This window comes from Pseudomonas sp. Je.1.5.c, from assembly GCF_051129895.1.
GTDB lineage: Bacteria > Pseudomonadota > Gammaproteobacteria > Pseudomonadales > Pseudomonadaceae > Aquipseudomonas > Aquipseudomonas urmiensis.
On the sequence record NZ_JBCPSP010000068.1, the window covers coordinates 1 to 16,747 of the forward strand.

Consider the following 16,747-nt stretch of genomic DNA (forward strand, 5'->3'; position numbering starts at 1 on the left):
GGCAAGCCCTCTCCCACGCAGCCCGCGTCATCAGGAGGCTGGCGTGGGAGAGGGCTTGCCCCGCGATGAGGTCGGTCAGATCAGAGCGCCTCGCTGCCAATCACCACGCTTAGGGCATGACTCGCCCCAGGCCTGAGCACCACCACATCATCCCAGACATTCGCCGTCTCGATGCACAGCATCCGCTGCCAGCCATCATCGGCCATGTCCGCCAGCTCCTTGGCTCGCTCGGTCCACGGGTTCCAGATCACTGCCGAGCGCGAGCCGCTGCTGGCCAGGGTAATCCGTCGATTCCAGTGCGGGTCGACAATGCTCAAGCGCTCAGGGGTGTGCAGATAGATCCGGTCGGTCTCCCCGGCAAAGCCCAGCGCGCCGGTTTGCGTGCGCTGCTGCCAATCGGCCAGGGTCTCGATGTAGTCCAGCCCCTGCACACCCTCAACGCGCGCCTGGCGTACGTCGCTGACGGCGAAGTAGCTGTGCAGGGCCTGGCTGATGGTCACGCTGTCGTTGCCCAGGTTGTAGCTGGTCAGAGTCACGCGCAATTGCTCACCCAGCTCGATCAGCAGCTTCAACTCGACCTCATGCGCCCAGCCGGGCAGATCGCCTTGCGCCTCGGGCAGTTCGAACTCGATCTGAAGGTTGGCGCCGACCTCTTCGACCCTGCGCAATTGCCAGTCGCGTCCGCGCGCCAACCCGTGGGCCGGAGCCTGGTCGCCTTTGTACATGGCTTGGACGGATTCGGGGTTGCGCTGCAAGTTGCCAAACCACGGCCAGCACACCGGTACCCCGGCGCGCACGGATTTACCCTGGCGGAAGATGGCCTGGTCGCTCAGCCACAGCAACGGCGGCTCGCCGATTCGCTGATAGCTGAGGATCTGTGCGCCTTGCTGGGCGATCAGTAGTTCGGCATGAGCGCTGCTGATGCGCCAGCAATTGAGCTCGCCGTGGAGCTCGGTTTCAACCTTGAAATTAGCCATACGCTTGTCTCGTTGATTGCATGTAGGCCTTGGACCTTGTGCCTTGCAACGAGTTTACCGCCAGCCAGACTCAGCGACGAGGCACAGAACGGGTACGGCCACTGCCATCGATGGCGACGAACACGAACACCGCTTCGGTGACCTTGCGCCATTCGCTGGACAGCGGATCGTCGCTCCACACTTCGACCATCATCTGGATCGAGCTGCGGCCGATTTCCAGGGTCTGGGTATAGAAGGACAGTTGTGCGCCTACCGCTACCGGGACCAGGAAGGCCATGCGGTCGATCGCCACGGTGGCCACCCGGCCGCCTGCGACACGGCTGGCCATGGCGGTGCCGGCCAGGTCCATCTGCGCGACCAGCCAGCCGCCGAAGATGTCACCAAAGCCGTTGGTTTCGCGGGGTAACGCAGTAATTTGCAAGGCCAGGTCGCCCTGCGGGATAGGATCTTCTTGTTCGAGCTCAATCATGCCGTGGGGCCTCTGACCCGTGACGCTTCGTTGGTTGGCGCAATGAAGGACGCCGAGAAATCGATTCAGCTAAAAACATACTACGCTGATTTCGCTTCGCAGGGCGGCCGAAGGGAAACTCTGCGAAACCGCCTGAGCATAGTGACCGGCGTTTTCGCACAACATCCCACATCGGGAGCAACCTTTTGCTACGAATGGGCAGTATATAGAGCCTCACAGCCAGCGACGACCGCGCATTCATGAATATCTGTAGTGTTTTTGTATCGCTATGAGCGTAGCGCGCCAATTTGCTATCTTCGCTGCTCACCAATCCAGAAGCCGCGTGCCAAGCGGCCTGCACGACCTACAAGAGATAATCGATGACCTCCGTGCCCAGCAGTATCGAGCAGCCCTCGCGGCCGCTGACCCGCAGTGACTACAAGACGCTCTCATTGTCCGCCCTGGGCGGCGCGCTGGAGTTCTACGACTTCATCATCTTCGTGTTCTTCGCCACGGTGGTGGGCAAGCTGTTCTTCCCGCCAGACATGCCCGAATGGCTACGCCTGATGCAGACCTTCGGCATCTTTGCTGCCGGTTACTTGGCGCGCCCGCTCGGCGGCATCGTCATGGCGCACTTCGGCGACCTGCTGGGGCGCAAGAAGATGTTCACCTTGAGCATCTTCATGATGGCCCTGCCGACGCTGATCATGGGCCTGCTGCCAACCTACGCGCAGATCGGCCTGTGGGCGCCGATCCTGCTGCTGTTGATGCGGGTCATTCAGGGCGCGGCGATTGGTGGAGAGGTGCCGGGCGCCTGGGTGTTCGTCTCCGAGCATGTGCCGGCGCGCAACACCGGCTACGCCTGCGGCACGCTGACTGCCGGGCTTACCGCCGGGATTTTGCTGGGCTCGCTGGTAGCGACGCTGATCAACACGGTTTATACCGTCGAGGAAGTGGCGGATTACGCCTGGCGGATTCCGTTCCTGCTCGGTGGTGTGTTCGGCCTGTTCGCGGTCTACCTGCGCCGCTGGTTGCACGAGACCCCAGTGTTCGCCGAGATGCAGCAGCGCAAGGCGCTGGCTGAAGAGCTGCCACTGCGCGCGGTGCTGCGTGATCACCGCGGGGCGATCATCCTGTCGATGCTGCTGACCTGGCTGCTGTCGGCTGGCGTCGTGGTGGTCATCCTGATGACCCCGGCGCTGCTGCAGAGTCTCTATCACATCAGCCCGACCGACTCGCTCAAGGCCAACAGCCTGGCGATCGTGCTGCTCAGCCTGGGCTGCATTGGTTCCGGCAGTCTGGCGGATCGCTTTGGTGCTGGGCGAGTATTCGTGATCGGCAGCCTGGCGTTGCTGGTGACCTCGTGGACGTTCTACCACAGCCTGCCGACTCGGCCGGACCTGCTGTTCCCGCTGTACGCGCTGACTGGCCTGTGCGTCGGGGTGATTGGCGCAGTGCCGTATGTGATGGTCAAGGCGTTCCCGGCGGTGGTGCGGTTCAGTGGGTTGTCATTCTCCTACAACGTCGCCTACGCCATTTTCGGTGGTCTGACGCCGATGGTGGTGACGGCGTTGCTCAAGCTTAGCCCGATGGCGCCTGCTTACTATGTGGCGGGTTTGTGCGCCGTTGGTCTGTTGGTGGGGCTTTACCTGTTGGCGAACAAGCGCTGAGTAATCGGTAAGGCTTGAGGATTTGGGGCTGATTTGCAGCCTATCCGCATAACCTTGAAACATCCTGAAAGGCCATCCCGCATTCGCGGTGATGGCCTTTCATCCAATTGTCACATTGGAGTCATATCGTGTTCATGCGGCCTGCAGATACTTGGGCCCGATCCATCCAACACCCCAAATATTCCTGCTAGGAGCAAGGCATGAAACTGAAGCGTTTGATGGCGGCCCTTACCTTCGCCGCCGCTGGCGTTGCCACCGCCAATGCGGTAGCCGCTGTCGACCCAGCAATCCCGACCTACACCAAGACCACCGGTGTTTCGGGCAACCTCTCCAGCGTAGGTTCCGACACCCTCGCCAACCTGATGACGCTGTGGGCCGAGGCCTACAAGAAGGAATATCCGAACGTAAACATCCAGATCCAGGCTGCCGGCTCCTCCACCGCGCCACCCGCGCTGACCGAGGGCACCGCCAACCTCGGCCCGATGAGCCGCAAGATGAAGGACGTCGAGCTGCAGGCCTTCGAGCAGAAGTACGGCTACAAGCCAACCGCCATCCCGGTTGCCGTCGACGCCCTGGCCGTATTCGTGCACAAGGACAACCCGATCAAGGGCCTGACCATGGCGCAGGTCGATGCGATCTTCTCCTCGACTCGCCTGTGCGGCGGCAAAGCCGACGTGAAAACCTGGGGCGACCTGGGCGTGACTGGCGACCTGGCCAACAAGCCAGTGCAGCTGTTCGGCCGTAACTCGGTATCTGGCACCTACGGCTACTTCAAGGAAGAAGCCCTGTGCAAAGGCGACTTCAAGCCTAACGTCAACGAACAGCCTGGCTCAGCTTCGGTCGTGCAGTCGATCAGCAGCTCGCTGAACGGCATCGGCTACTCGGGCATCGGTTACAAGACCGCCAGCGTCAAGACTGTAGCCCTGGCCAAGAAAGAAGGCGGCGAGTTCGTTGAAGACAACGAAAGCAACGCCCTGAACGGCACCTACCCGCTGTCGCGCTTCCTCTACGTCTACGTCAACAAGGCGCCGAACAAGCCTCTGGCCCCGCTGGACGCCGAGTTCATCAAGCTGGTCCTGTCGCAAGCTGGCCAGCAGGTCGTGGTCAAGGATGGCTACATCCCATTGCCGAAGAAAGTGGTCGACAAGGCCATGGCTGACCTCGGTCTGTCGCACAACGGTAACGTTGCCAAGAAGTAAGTGAGACCCCGGTGAGGGCTGGCCTGCGGCTAGCCCTCCCACCCATTCTCGGTCCGAAGCCAGAACTCCTGAGCGGCGGGCTTTTTTGCGTCAATGCACTGTCATGTTTTTGTAATACGGGACCGCTAGGGTGTGCGCATGAATGATCTGGCCAACTCCACCATGACCCAAAATTCTCCCCCCGTGCGGATTGATTTCAATACGCCCGAGTTGCAACGCAAGCGCAAAATGCGTGCGTTCAAGGATCGCCTGACCCGCTGGTATGTACTGGTGGGCGGGCTTGCCGTGCTGGCGGCAATCACCCTGATCTTCTTCTATCTGGCCTATGTCGTGCTGCCACTGTTCCAGGGCGCCGAACTGACCAGCAAGAAGGCCCTGGAGCCGACCTGGCTGCAGCAGGATGCCGGCAAACCGCTGATGATCGCCCTCGAGGAGCAAAACCTGGTCGGCATGCGTGTGTCCGATAAAGGCCAGGCGCTGTTTTTCGACACCAAGAGCGGTGCTGAAATCAATCGCGTGAACCTGCCCGTTCCGGCAGGCGCCCAGGTGACGTCGATCAGTACCGACCAGCCGGGTAGCCCGCTAATCGTGCTGGGCCTGTCCAATGGTCAGGCGGTGGTGTTCCACCACACCTACAAGATCACCTACCCGGACAACAAGAAGACCATTACCCCTGGCATCGATTTCCCGTATGGCCAGGAACCGTTCGTGCTCGACGAGCAGGGCCGCGCGCTTGAGCACGTCAGCGTCAACGTCAACGGCGAGACCGTCACGGTAGCCGGTTCGCACGGTTCGCAACTGCTGGTGACCCAGCTGACTCGCGAAGAGAACATGATGACCGGTGAGGTCACCAGCGAGCAGAACCGCATCGACCTGCCGCAAATGACCGAGCCGGTGAAGGCGATCTTCATCGACCCGCGCCAGCAATGGCTGTATGTGGTTAACGGTCGCGCCCAGGCCGACGTGTTCAGCCTGCGCGACAAGAGCCTCAACGGTCGCTACAAGCTGCTCGACGACGGCCAGGCCGAGATCACCGCCAGTGCCCAGCTGGTCGGCGGTATCTCGCTGATCTTCGGTGATTCCAAAGGTGGCCTGAGCCAGTGGTTCATGGCCCGCGACCCGGATGGCGAGCAGCGCTTCAAGCTGATTCGCAGCTTCCAGATGGGCAACGCCCCGGTGGTGCAGATCGACGCCGAAGAGCGCCGCAAAGGTTTCATCGCCCTGGACAGCGCCGGCAAGCTCGGCGTGTTCCACAGCACCGCGCATCGTACCCTGCTGGTCGAGCCTGCCGCCGAAGGCGCGGGTATCCTCGCGCTGTCGCCACGCGCCAACCGCATCTTCATCGAAGAAGGCGGCAAGCTGCTGCCGCTGAGCCTGAAGAACCCGCATCCGGAAGTGTCCTGGAGCGCACTGTGGAGCAAGGTCTGGTACGAGAACTACGACGAGCCCAAGTACGTTTGGCAGTCGACTGCATCGAACACCGACTTCGAGCCTAAGCTGAGCCTTTCGCCACTGACCTTCGGTACCCTCAAGGCCGCGTTCTACGCGATGATCCTGGCGGCGCCGCTGGCCATTGCCGCAGCGATCTACACGGCCTACTTCATGGCCCCTGGCATGCGCCGCAAGGTCAAGCCGGTGATCGAGCTGATGGAAGCGATGCCGACGGTGATCCTCGGCTTCTTCGCCGGCCTGTTCCTCGCGCCGTACCTTGAAGGCCACCTGCCGGGTGTGTTCAGCCTGTTCCTGTTGATGCCGATCGGTATCTTGCTGGCCGGCTTCACCTGGAGCCGCCTGCCGGAATCGCTGCGCCTGCGTGTGCCGGATGGCTGGGAAGCCGCGATTTTGATCCCGGTGATCCTGTTCACCGGCTGGTTCGCTCTGTACATGAGCCCGTTCATTGAAACCTGGTGGTTCGGCGGCGACATGCGCCTGTGGATCAGCAACGACCTGGGCATCACCTACGACCAGCGCAACGCCTTGGTAGTCGGTATCGCCATGGGCTTCGCGGTGATCCCGAACATCTACTCGATCGCCGAAGACGCCGTGTTCAGCGTGCCACGCAGCCTGACCCTGGGTTCGCTGGCGCTGGGTGCCACGCCATGGCAAACCCTGACCCGCGTGGTCATCCTCACGGCCAGCCCGGGTATCTTCTCGGCGCTGATGATCGGCATGGGTCGTGCAGTGGGCGAGACCATGATCGTGTTGATGGCCACCGGTAACACCCCGGTCATGGAAATGAACCTGTTTGAAGGCATGCGTACCCTGGCCGCCAACGTCGCGGTGGAGATGCCCGAGTCGGAAGTCGGCGGCAGCCACTACCGCGTGCTGTTCCTCGCCGCGCTGGTACTGCTGATGTTCACCTTCGTGATGAACACCCTGGCCGAGCTGATTCGTCAGCGTCTGCGCAAGAAATACTCGTCGCTTTGATAGAAAGGTAGAGATCCGTGAAAAAGGATTCCCTCAAAGGCTGGTTCAAGAGCGGCGCCCCCGGCGTCTGGATCAGCGGTGGCGCGGTCGCCATCGCAGTGATCATGACCGTGGGCCTGCTGGCGGTGATCGCCGTGCGTGGCCTGGGCCACTTCTGGCCGGCCGACCTGATCCAGGCCACCTATAAGGTGCCGGGCCAGGCTGATCATGTAGTCATCGGTGAAGTGGTACAGAAGGAAGAAGTACCGCTGGCGCGCTTGAAGGGCGCCGGTCTGCCGGTGCCGGATAACGGCCCGGAGTTCATGACCCGCGAGCTGATCAAGGTCGGCAACCGCGACCTCAATGGCAGCGACTTCACCTGGGTGGTCGGTGACTGGCTGGTGGATCAAACCACCCCCGCCGAACTGATCGCCCTGGAGCGTCGCGAATGGGGCAACTTCTACGGCTACCTGGTCAGCGTCAAGGAGAACGGCAAGGTCGTCGCCGAAGGCCAAGCGGCCTGGACCGAACTGCAAGCGCGCCTCAAGCGTGCCAGCAAACTGGCCGGCGAGCTGCAGACCCTTGAGAAGAAAGACATCGGCGCGATCAACCATGGCCTGGAGCGCCTGCGCCTGCACAGCCGTAAGCTTGAGCTCGACGGCAAGCTGGACGCCGCTGCTCAGGCGGACATGGACGCCGAGCGCGCCGAGCTGAACAGCCGCTACAAGGCCATCGAAGACCGCCTGGGCGCGCTGCACAGCGAGTTCAGCCGTGACAGCCTGGTTGCCCGTGATGGCAATGGCCGCGAAGTCGAGATCAACCTGGACAAGGTGGTGCATGCCTATCAGCCAAACGGCATGGGTACCTTCACCAAGCTGGGCACCTACTTTGCCAAGGTCTGGGAGTTCTTGAGCGACGACCCGCGTGAAGCCAACACCGAGGGCGGTATCTTCCCGGCCATCTTCGGTACGGTGATGATGACCCTGATCATGGCCGTGATCGTCACCCCGTTCGGCGTGCTGGCTGCGGTGTACCTGCGTGAATATGCCCGCCAGGGCCCGGTAACGCGGCTGATCCGCATCGCGGTGAACAACCTGGCGGGTGTTCCGGCGATCGTCTACGGCGTGTTCGGCCTGGGCTTCTTCGTCTACGTGCTGGGTGGTTCGATCGACCGGCTGTTCTTCCCTGAAGCCCTGCCGGCGCCAACCCTGGGGACTCCAGGTCTGCTGTGGGCTTCGTTGACCCTGGCCCTGCTGGCCGTGCCGGTGGTGATCGTGGCCACCGAAGAAGGTCTGGCGCGGATCCCGCGGACCGTGCGCGAGGGCTCGCTGGCCCTCGGCGCGACCAAGGCCGAGACGCTGTGGAAGATCGTCCTGCCAATGGCCAGCCCGGCGATGATGACCGGCATGATCCTCGCCGTGGCACGTGCCGCCGGTGAAGTGGCACCGCTGATGCTGGTGGGTGTGGTCAAGCTGGCGCCATCGCTGCCAGTGGACGGTAACTACCCTTACCTGCACCTGGACCAGAAGATCATGCACCTGGGCTTCCACATCTATGACGTCGGCTTCCAGAGCCCGAACGTCGAGGCCGCGCGACCGCTGGTGTACGCCACCGCGCTGTTGCTGGTGCTGGTGATCGCCACCCTCAACCTTTCGGCGGTGTGGATCCGTAACCACCTGCGCGAGAAGTACAAGGCGCTCGACCACTGAGTCTGATTAGCAAGCATGCCGCCCGCGAGCCGGGCGGCGCTTTGAAACGAATTGATAGCGTATGGAGTTGACCATGCAGCAAGAATCCCACACCCACGGCATCGACATGTCGGCCCTGGGGCGCGACAAGCAGAGCCTGCGCCTGGCCGAAGAGACCGTGGCCATCGAAGTGCCCGGTCTGTCCCTGTACTACGGCGACAAGCAGGCGTTGTTCGACGTCAGCATGAACATCCCCAAACAGCGCGTGACCGCCTTCATCGGCCCGTCCGGCTGCGGTAAGTCGACCCTGCTGCGCACGTTCAACCGCATGAACGACTTGGTCGATGGCTGCCGCGTCGAAGGCGAGATCAACCTGTACGGCAACAACATCTACCGCAAGGGCGAAGACGTCGCCGAGCTGCGTAGGCGGGTCGGCATGGTGTTCCAGAAGCCTAACCCGTTCCCCAAGACCATTTATGAAAACGTGGTCTACGGCCTGCGCATCCAGGGCATCAACAAGAAACGCACCCTCGATGAGGCCGTTGAGTGGGCACTCAAGGGCGCGGCCCTGTGGGATGAGGTCAAGGACCGCCTGCACGAGTCGGCGCTGGGCCTGTCCGGTGGTCAGCAGCAACGTTTGGTCATCGCCCGTACCATTGCCGTCGAGCCTGAAGTGCTGCTGCTCGATGAGCCGTGCTCGGCACTCGACCCGATCTCGACCTTGAAGGTCGAAGAGCTGATCTACGAATTGAAATCCAAGTACACCATCGTCATCGTTACCCACAACATGCAACAGGCGGCGCGTGTCTCGGACTACACCGCGTTCATGTACATGGGCAAACTGATCGAGTTCGGTGATACCGATACGCTGTTCACCAACCCGGCGAAGAAACAGACCGAAGACTACATCACCGGTCGTTACGGCTAGAGGCCGCAGGAACGACTCGGACCCTGTGGGAGCGGGCTGGCCCGCGAACAAGGGCGAAGCCCATGCCATGCGCCGTAGGCGCCTGCTTCGCGGGCAAGCCCGCTCCCACACGAACACACTTGAAGCTTGCAGCTCGCGGAGCGAACGCATGATCAACAAAGAAAGCCTTACCCATCACATCTCCCAGCAGTTCAACGCCGAGCTCGAAGAGGTTCGCAGCCACCTCCTGGCGATGGGTGGGCTGGTCGAGAAGCAGGTCAACGACGCGGTCACTGCGCTGATCGAAGCCGACTCTGGCCTGGCTCAGCAGGTGCGTGAAGTCGATGAACAGATCAACCAGATGGAGCGCAACATCGACGAGGAATGCGTGCGCATCCTCGCTCGTCGCCAGCCTGCGGCGTCCGACCTGCGCTTGATCATCAGCATCTCCAAGTCGGTGATCGACCTGGAGCGCATCGGTGACGAGTCGACCAAGATCGCCCGTCGCGCCATCCAGCTGTGCGAGGAAGGCGAGTCGCCGCGCGGCTACGTCGAGGTGCGCCACATTGGCGATCAGGTGCGCAACATGGTCCGTGACGCGCTGGACGCGTTCGCCCGCTTCGATGCCGAGCTGGCCCTGTCGGTGGCCCAGTACGACAAGACCATCGACCGCGAATACAAGACTGCCCTGCGCGAGCTGGTCACCTACATGATGGAAGACCCGCGTTCGATCTCGCGTGTCCTCAGCGTGATCTGGGCCCTGCGTTCGCTGGAGCGGATCGGCGACCACGCACGCAACATCGCCGAGCTGGTGATCTACCTGGTGCGCGGCACTGACGTGCGCCACCTGGGCCTCAAGCGGATGAAGGCGGAAGTCGAAGGCAACGCCGGGGTCGAGGGTGAAATCGCTAATGTTCCGGCTGAATCGGACGATAAATAGGATTGCTCCCGAGCATGAACGCCCGGCCTGTGCCGGGCGTTTTCGTTTGCGGTCGAGCAGCCAGCAGGCACCCGCGAACAATGTGAGAACTCCCGGCGTGACCAGTGGTTTGGCAAATGGCCATCAGTCAGCGGTATGCTAGTCGGGATCAAGAGGAGTGTTGATGAGTAAAGTCAATGTGCTGGTTGTGGATGACGCGCCGTTCATCCGTGACCTGGTAAAGAAGTGCCTGCGCAATGCCTTCCCCGGCATGGTCATCGAAGACGCGGTCAACGGTCGCAAGGCCATGGCGATGCTGAGCAAGGAAACCTACGACCTGGTCCTGTGCGACTGGGAGATGCCGGAGATGTCCGGCCTCGAACTGCTCACCTGGTGCCGCCAGCAGCCTGAAATGAAAGCCCTGCAGTTCATCATGGTGACCAGCCGCGGTGACAAGGAAAACGTTATTCAGGCGATTCAGGCCGGCGTTTCCGACTTCGTCGGCAAACCGTTCACCAACGAGCAGCTGCTGACCAAGGTGAAGAAGTCGCTGAGCAAGATCGGCAAGCTGGACAGCCTGCTGGCAGGTGGGCCGGCGCGGGTCAATTCGGCGTTCGCCAACGATTCGCTCAGCGCCCTGACCGGTGGACGGCCTGAAGCGGCCAAAGTCGCGCCAGCGCCGGCTCCAGCAGCTGCCAAACCGCTGATCAATGCCCCGACACCGCGTACGGCGGCTGCCGCTGCGCAGAGCGGGCGCGGCCAAGGCCAGTTGCGTTTGTCCAGCGGCACCCAGCAATGCGTGATCAAGGCGTTGAGCCTCAAGGAGGCGCTGCTGGTCGTGCGTCGTAGCGCCAATCTGCCACAAGTGTTGGAAGGCGCGGTGCTGGACCTGGAGCAGGGTGAGAACGCCGAGGTCGCGCGGCTCAACGGCTATCTGCATGCCGTAGCAGCGCTGGAGCCCAAGCCAGAGAGCGACTGGTTGCAGCTGACGTTCAAGTTCGTCGACCAGGATGCGCAGAAGCTCGACTACCTGTCGCGGCTGATTGCCCGCGGGACTACCCAGAAGCACTTCACCCCGGGCGCTTGAGCGCCGGTTCAGGACTCATCGCGGGGCAAGCCCAGCTCGTGGCAGCGGGCTTGCCCCGCGATGAGGCGCGCACTGCCTGATCCAGGCGACCAACTGCACCTACACCCCGGTACTGGGCTGCTAGGCTTCGACAGATCTAACCTGTCAAAAAGCCACTATCATGCCCAGCCGCCTGCTGCTGTTTTGTGCCTTGCTCCTGGCCTCAGCGTCGAGCCTGGGCATGACCATCTACAAGACCACTGATGAATTCGGAGTGGTGTCCTATTCCGAGCGGCCGAGCGCGGGCGCCAAACCTCTGATTTTCCGCGAACCGATGGTCGAACGTTTGGAAGGCCAGGTACGCCTAAACACTGAGGCCTTCGCAGGAGGCGTTCGGTTTTCGGCGCGTAACGAGCTATTCGCACCTGTTGAGGTCGAGTTACGACTGCTGCGCCTGAGCAATGCCCTTGGCGGCAATGCACCGCGTATTGTCCGGCGCGTGCTACCGCCGCGCTCGACCCAGGTGCTAAGCGTGGTGAAGGTGCGGCCAGGCGCGAAGCTGGGCTATCAGAGCAAGTTGAACTATGCCATGGGCGACCCGGTGCAGCGCCCCCAGGCGTTTCGCTACCCGTTCCCCTGGCGGGGTGGGCCATTCCGTCTGACCCAAGGGCCGAACGGTCGCTACAGCCATTTTGGCGCCAAAGGCCGCTACGCCATGGACATTGCCATGCCTGAAGGTACGCCTATCGTCGCGGCGCGTGGCGGGGTGGTGGTGAAGATTGAGAACAGCCAGAGCGGACGCGGCACCCATCCTTCCGGCAATTTTGTGCGCATCCTGCACCCGGACGGCACCATGGGGGTGTACCTGCACCTGATGCGCGGATCGGTGGTGGTGGGGGAAGGTCAGCGGGTGGGGCAGGGCGAGGTCCTGGCCAAGTCGGGCAATACCGGTAACAGCAGCGGGCCGCACCTGCATTTTGTGGTGCAGCGTAATGTCGGGTTGTCGCTGGAGTCGATTCCGTATCAGTTCGACCGGCCGATTGGCGGGCTACCGAATTTCACTGCCGGTAACCCCTGAGAATGGGGGGCTGCTTTACAGCCCCATTTGGTGCAAGGCAGCGAGGTATTTGGGCTGCCTGTAGGAGCTGGCTTGTCGGGGCGCCGAACCGCTGCGATGGGCCGCAAAAAGCGGCCCCAACGGGTCAGTCGAGCTTGAGCACCTTGGCCAGCACGATCTTCGGCCCTTTCATCTTCTTGATGATGATCCGCAGCCCTTCGACCTCAAGCAGTTCTTCTTCCTCAGGCACGCGCTTGAGCGTCTCGTACACCAAGCCTGCCAGGGTCTCCGCCTCGATGTGGTCAAGGTCCACGCCGAGCAAACGCTCGACCTTGAACAGCGGCGTATCACCGCGCACCAGCAATTTGCCTGGCTGGTAAGCGAGGATGCCGCGCTCGGTCTTGCGGTGCTCGTCCTGAATGTCGCCAACCAGCACTTCCAGTACGTCCTCCATGGTCAGGTAACCGATCACCTTGCCATCGGCTTCCTCGACCAGCACGAAGTGTGCACCGCCCTTGCGGAACTGCTCCAGCAGCTGCGACAGCGGCATGTGGCGGGACACACGCTCCAGCGGCCGGCACAAGTCTTCCAGGTCGATGGTGCCGGGGATGTGGTCCAGGTCGGCCAGCTCCAGCAACAGGTCCTTGATGTGCAAGAGGCCGGTGAACTCCTCACGCTCGGCGTCGTACACCGGGTAACGGCTGAACTTGTGCCGGCGGAACATCGCCAGGATTTCCTTCAGCGGCGCCTTGGCATCGAGGCTGATCATGTCTTCGCGGGAGTTGGCCCAGTCGACCACTTCCAGCTCGCCCATCTCCACGGCCGAGGCCAGCACGCGCATGCCTTGGTCGCTAGGGTCCTGGCCGCGGCTGGAGTGCAGGATCAGCTTGAGCTCTTCGCGGCTGTAGTGATGCTCATGGTGCGGCCCAGGCTCGCCCTGGCCAGCAATGCGCAAGATGGTGTTGGCGCTGGCGTTGAGCAGGTAGATGGCCGGGTACATCGCCCAGTAGAACACGTACAGCGGCACTGCAGTCCACAGCGATAGCAGCTCGGGTTTGCGGATCGCCCACGACTTGGGCGCCAGCTCGCCGACCACGATATGCAGGTAGGAGATGACGAAGAAGGCGACGAAGAACGAGATGCCCTTGATCAACTCTGGCGTATCGACGCCAAGGTAGGCCAGCAGCGGTTCGAGCAAGTGGGCGAACGCAGGTTCACCGACCCAGCCCAAGCCCAGCGAGGCCAGGGTGATACCCAGCTGGCAGGCCGACAGGTAGGCATCCAGTTGGTTGTGCACCTTGCGCAGGATGCTGCCACGCCAGCCATGCAGTTCGGCGATCGACTCGACGCGGGTGGAGCGCAGCTTGACCATGGCGAACTCGGCGGCAACGAAAAAGCCGTTGAGCAAGACCAGGAACAGCGCAAAAAGAATCATGCCGAAGTCGGCAAACAGAGAGGTGAAGCTGATACCAGGGGAAGGGTCCATGATGGGGTTTTACGGGGTCCGTCTTCGAAAAGGATGAAAAACAAGTGCCAGCAGAGGCTGGCACAGGACAGCCAATGTAGCGGCTGAGGCCGCAAAAGCAAAGGGTATGCTGCGGTGGAGCTGGCTGGTCGGGGCGCCGAAGCGCTGGGATGGACCGCGTAGCGGCCCCAGCGATGCTTGGCGCTTATGCTTTGTTGGACACCAGCTGTCCCGGCGCAAAGTGGCAGGTAAAGGTACTGCCATGCCCCAGTACACTGCTGATCTCCAACCGGCCACGATGGCGCAACAGCACATGCTTGACGATCGCCAAGCCCAGCCCGGTGCCGCCAGTGTTGGAGTTGCGGCTCGAGTCGACCCGGTAGAAACGCTCGGTCAGGCGCGGCAAATGCTTGGCATCGATGCCCATCCCCGAGTCTTGTACCGACAGATGCGCGCCTTGCTCGTCCGCCCACCAACGAATACGGATGTGGCCTTCATCCTGGGTGTACTTGACCGCATTGAACACCAGGTTGGAAAACGCGCTACGCAGCTCCGACTCGCTGCCCTTGAGATGAACCCCGGGCGCCGCCTCCAGGCTGATCCGCTGGTTACGCGGCCCGGACAATGCCTGTGCATCGCTCTTGATCGCGTTGAGCAGGGCATCCACCGCCACTGGCTGGTTGTCCGAGGGGTAGTCGGTGGCTTCGAGCTTGGCCAACAGCAGCAGGTCGTTGAGCAGGGTCTGCATGCGTGAGCCTTGCTGGCTCATCTGCTGCAGCGCCCGGCTCCAACGCGGGTTGACGTCTTCGACGTTGTCCAGCAGCGTCTCCAGGTAGCCGGTGATCACCGTCAGTGGCGTGCGCAACTCATGGGAGACGTTGGCGACGAAGTCTTTGCGCATCTGTTCGAGCTGATGGATGCGCGTGACATCGCGCACCAGCATCAGATGCTCGTTGTTGCCATACCGGGTGATATGCAGCTGGACCCGCATGCGGTCGTTGATCGGCGAGGGGATTTCCAGCGGTTCGAGGTAGTTTTCCGCTTCGAAGTATTCCTTGAAGCGCGGGTGACGGACCAGGTTGGTCACCTGCTGGCCGCCGTCCTGCGGGGTCTTGAAGCCCAGCAGGGTCTCGGCGGCGCGGTTCCACCATTCCAGGTTGCCATCGCTGTCGAGCATGATCACCGCATCGCGCAACGCGGCGGTGGACTCCTGGACCCGGTCGATCACGGCCTGCAGCCGGCCGCGCACACGTTGGTCGCGCCGTTGCAGGTGATAGATGCTGTCGAACACTTCACCCCACAAGCCGTAGCCGTCGGGTGGTGCTTCGTCGGGTTGATGGTTGCGCAGCCAGTCGTGCAGGCGCAGCAATTGCTTGAGGGTCCAACCCAGGTAGAGCGCCAGGCCAAGGGCCAGGCTCCAGCCGTAATAGCCGCTGATCAACCCGCCGATCAGGCAGACGGTGATCAACAGCAGCAGGTGACGAATCAGGGTCGCGTGCCAGTTCTGGTTCAATTGACGGTCCTTGTACAGCGGCGTGCAGCTAGGCGCTCGGGCTTCGATCAGCTCTTGGTCGAGAAGCGATAGCCGGTGCCCCGGACGGTTTGTACCAGATTTTCGTAGGCCTCACCCAGCGCTTTGCGCAGGCGACGGATGTGCACGTCGACGGTGCGCTCCTCGACATAGACGTTGCCGCCCCAGACCTGGTCGAGCAACTGGCCACGGGTATAGGCGCGCTCCTGGTGGGTCATGAAGAACTGCAGCAGGCGGTATTCGGTGGGGCCCATCTCGGCCGGCTTGCCATCGATGGTCACCCGGTGGCTGATCGGGTCGAGCAGCAGGCCGCCGACTTCGATTGGCGCTTCGCTGTCGCTGGGGCCGGTGCGGCGCAGCACGGCCTTGAGCCGAGCCACCAGTTCACGCGGCGAGAAGGGTTTGGTGATGTAGTCATCGGCGCCGACTTCCAGGCCCTGGATCTTGTTGTCCTCTTCACCCTTGGCGGTCAGCATGATGATCGGGATGTCGCCCGTCAGCTCGTCGCGCTTGAGGCGGCGGGCCAGCTCGATGCCGGAGGTGCCCGGGAGCATCCAGTCGAGTAGGATCAGGTCTGGCTTGCGGTCGACGATGATGGCGTGGGCCTGTTGCGAATTCTCCGCTTCCAGGCAGTCGTAGCCGGCCATTTCCAACGCAACGGCGATCATCTCGCGAATCGGTGCCTCGTCGTCGACGATCAGAATGTTCCTGCCAACCATGCTCAAAACCTCTCCTGGATACGGTGTCTTGGCCCGCATTAGATAACGGAATTATTGCAGTCGTGTGACATGTCGTGGGCCGTTGCGGCAAGTATTGATGACTGAGCTAGGCTTTAAATCCCACACCCGAACAAAAACGGTGAAATCCAATGACACGAAAAACGCTGAACTGGATGGCCCTTTTCGCTGTGCTGGCACTGCCGGGCGTGGCATCTGCCCACCATGCCATGGAGAAAGATGGCATGTGGGTCGACCATGACGGCATGACGCTGTACACGTTCGACAAGGATGCCGGTGGCAAGTCCATGTGCAATGGCGATTGTGCCAAGAACTGGCCGCCGTTGATGGTCAAAGCCGATGACGAAGCGGCCCAGGGCAAGTGGACCCACGTCACCCGCGACGATGGCAGCATGCAGTGGGCCTATGACGGCAAGCCGCTGTATACCTTCGTCAAGGACAAGAAGGCAGGGGAGACCACGGGTGATGGCATGAAGGACGTTTGGCACGTTGCCAAACCCTGAAGCGCCCTACGCACTGACAAGTTTGGGTCTGCGTTGCAGCCCTTCGCGGGCAAGCTGATCTGGCCTAATGATTTTGGACACCTTCTACGGGCGCTATGATGGCGCCCAATTGGAGGCAAAATCAGTGCGAAAGTCATACTCGAAAGAACAGAAAATCCGGGCTGCTGAGATGGT

14 protein-coding genes are annotated in these 16,747 nt (G+C 61.9%); 9 read left to right on the plus strand and 5 right to left on the minus strand.

Features of this window, described 5'->3' with window-relative positions; genetic code table 11:
- Positions 1 to 80: 80 nt before the first annotated feature.
- Positions 81 to 977 carry a D-hexose-6-phosphate mutarotase gene (locus AAZU54_RS26180; protein WP_186553056.1) on the minus strand — a complete coding sequence of 299 codons (897 nt, stop codon included), beginning with the start codon at positions 975 to 977 and terminating at the stop codon, positions 81 to 83.
- Positions 978 to 1,047: 70 nt separating this feature from the next.
- Complete coding sequence (locus tag AAZU54_RS26185; RefSeq protein ID WP_003253317.1) at positions 1,048 to 1,446, minus strand: acyl-CoA thioesterase; 399 nt, start codon at positions 1,444 to 1,446, stop codon at positions 1,048 to 1,050.
- Positions 1,447 to 1,805: 359 nt separating this feature from the next.
- Here AAZU54_RS26185 and AAZU54_RS26190 point away from each other — a divergent pair, with 359 nt between their 5' ends.
- The 8 genes from AAZU54_RS26190 to AAZU54_RS26225 all read left to right on the plus strand — a co-directional run bounded on the left by AAZU54_RS26190 (position 1,806) and on the right by AAZU54_RS26225 (position 12,358).
- Complete coding sequence (locus tag AAZU54_RS26190) at positions 1,806 to 3,095, plus strand: MFS transporter (protein WP_186553055.1); 1,290 nt, start codon at positions 1,806 to 1,808, stop codon at positions 3,093 to 3,095.
- 200 nt (positions 3,096 to 3,295) lie between these two features.
- On the plus strand, positions 3,296 to 4,294 hold the full coding sequence (locus tag AAZU54_RS26195) for a phosphate ABC transporter substrate-binding protein PstS (protein WP_186553054.1): 999 nt from the start codon (positions 3,296 to 3,298) through the stop codon (positions 4,292 to 4,294).
- A gap of 138 nt (positions 4,295 to 4,432) precedes the next feature.
- A complete protein-coding gene (locus AAZU54_RS26200) occupies positions 4,433 to 6,721 on the plus strand; it encodes an ABC transporter permease subunit (RefSeq protein WP_186553053.1) in 2,289 nt (762 codons plus the stop codon).
- Between the two features lie 17 nt (positions 6,722 to 6,738).
- Positions 6,739 to 8,409 (plus strand): phosphate ABC transporter permease PstA, encoded by a 1,671-nt coding sequence (gene pstA / locus AAZU54_RS26205; protein WP_264234051.1) that lies wholly within the window; start codon positions 6,739 to 6,741, stop codon positions 8,407 to 8,409.
- Between the two features lie 73 nt (positions 8,410 to 8,482).
- Positions 8,483 to 9,316, plus strand: a complete 834-nt coding sequence (gene pstB / locus AAZU54_RS26210; RefSeq protein WP_186553051.1) for a phosphate ABC transporter ATP-binding protein PstB — start codon at positions 8,483 to 8,485, stop codon at positions 9,314 to 9,316.
- Positions 9,317 to 9,464: 148 nt separating this feature from the next.
- Positions 9,465 to 10,235 (plus strand): phosphate signaling complex protein PhoU, encoded by a 771-nt coding sequence (phoU, locus tag AAZU54_RS26215; RefSeq protein ID WP_312152187.1) that lies wholly within the window; start codon positions 9,465 to 9,467, stop codon positions 10,233 to 10,235.
- 163 nt (positions 10,236 to 10,398) lie between these two features.
- Positions 10,399 to 11,301 carry a response regulator gene (locus AAZU54_RS26220; protein WP_186553049.1) on the plus strand — a complete coding sequence of 301 codons (903 nt, stop codon included), beginning with the start codon at positions 10,399 to 10,401 and terminating at the stop codon, positions 11,299 to 11,301.
- Between the two features lie 160 nt (positions 11,302 to 11,461).
- The gene (locus tag AAZU54_RS26225; RefSeq protein WP_428628262.1) at positions 11,462 to 12,358 is read left to right on the plus strand and encodes a M23 family metallopeptidase; all 897 of its coding nucleotides are present in this window, start codon (positions 11,462 to 11,464) and stop codon (positions 12,356 to 12,358) included.
- Positions 12,359 to 12,482: 124 nt separating this feature from the next.
- On the opposite strand, the gene AAZU54_RS26230 is transcribed toward AAZU54_RS26225, so the two are convergent.
- From AAZU54_RS26230 to phoB, 3 genes are all read right to left on the minus strand, one after another.
- The gene (locus AAZU54_RS26230) at positions 12,483 to 13,823 is read right to left on the minus strand and encodes a hemolysin family protein (protein ID WP_186553047.1); all 1,341 of its coding nucleotides are present in this window, start codon (positions 13,821 to 13,823) and stop codon (positions 12,483 to 12,485) included.
- A gap of 184 nt (positions 13,824 to 14,007) precedes the next feature.
- Positions 14,008 to 15,315 (minus strand): phosphate regulon sensor histidine kinase PhoR, encoded by a 1,308-nt coding sequence (gene phoR / locus AAZU54_RS26235; protein ID WP_186553046.1) that lies wholly within the window; start codon positions 15,313 to 15,315, stop codon positions 14,008 to 14,010.
- A gap of 47 nt (positions 15,316 to 15,362) precedes the next feature.
- Positions 15,363 to 16,052 carry a phosphate regulon transcriptional regulator PhoB gene (gene phoB, locus AAZU54_RS26240; RefSeq protein WP_003253341.1) on the minus strand — a complete coding sequence of 230 codons (690 nt, stop codon included), beginning with the start codon at positions 16,050 to 16,052 and terminating at the stop codon, positions 15,363 to 15,365.
- Between the two features lie 149 nt (positions 16,053 to 16,201).
- Here phoB and AAZU54_RS26245 point away from each other — a divergent pair, with 149 nt between their 5' ends.
- Complete coding sequence (locus tag AAZU54_RS26245; protein WP_405129178.1) at positions 16,202 to 16,573, plus strand: COG4315 family predicted lipoprotein; 372 nt, start codon at positions 16,202 to 16,204, stop codon at positions 16,571 to 16,573.
- Positions 16,574 to 16,747 lie beyond the last annotated feature (174 nt).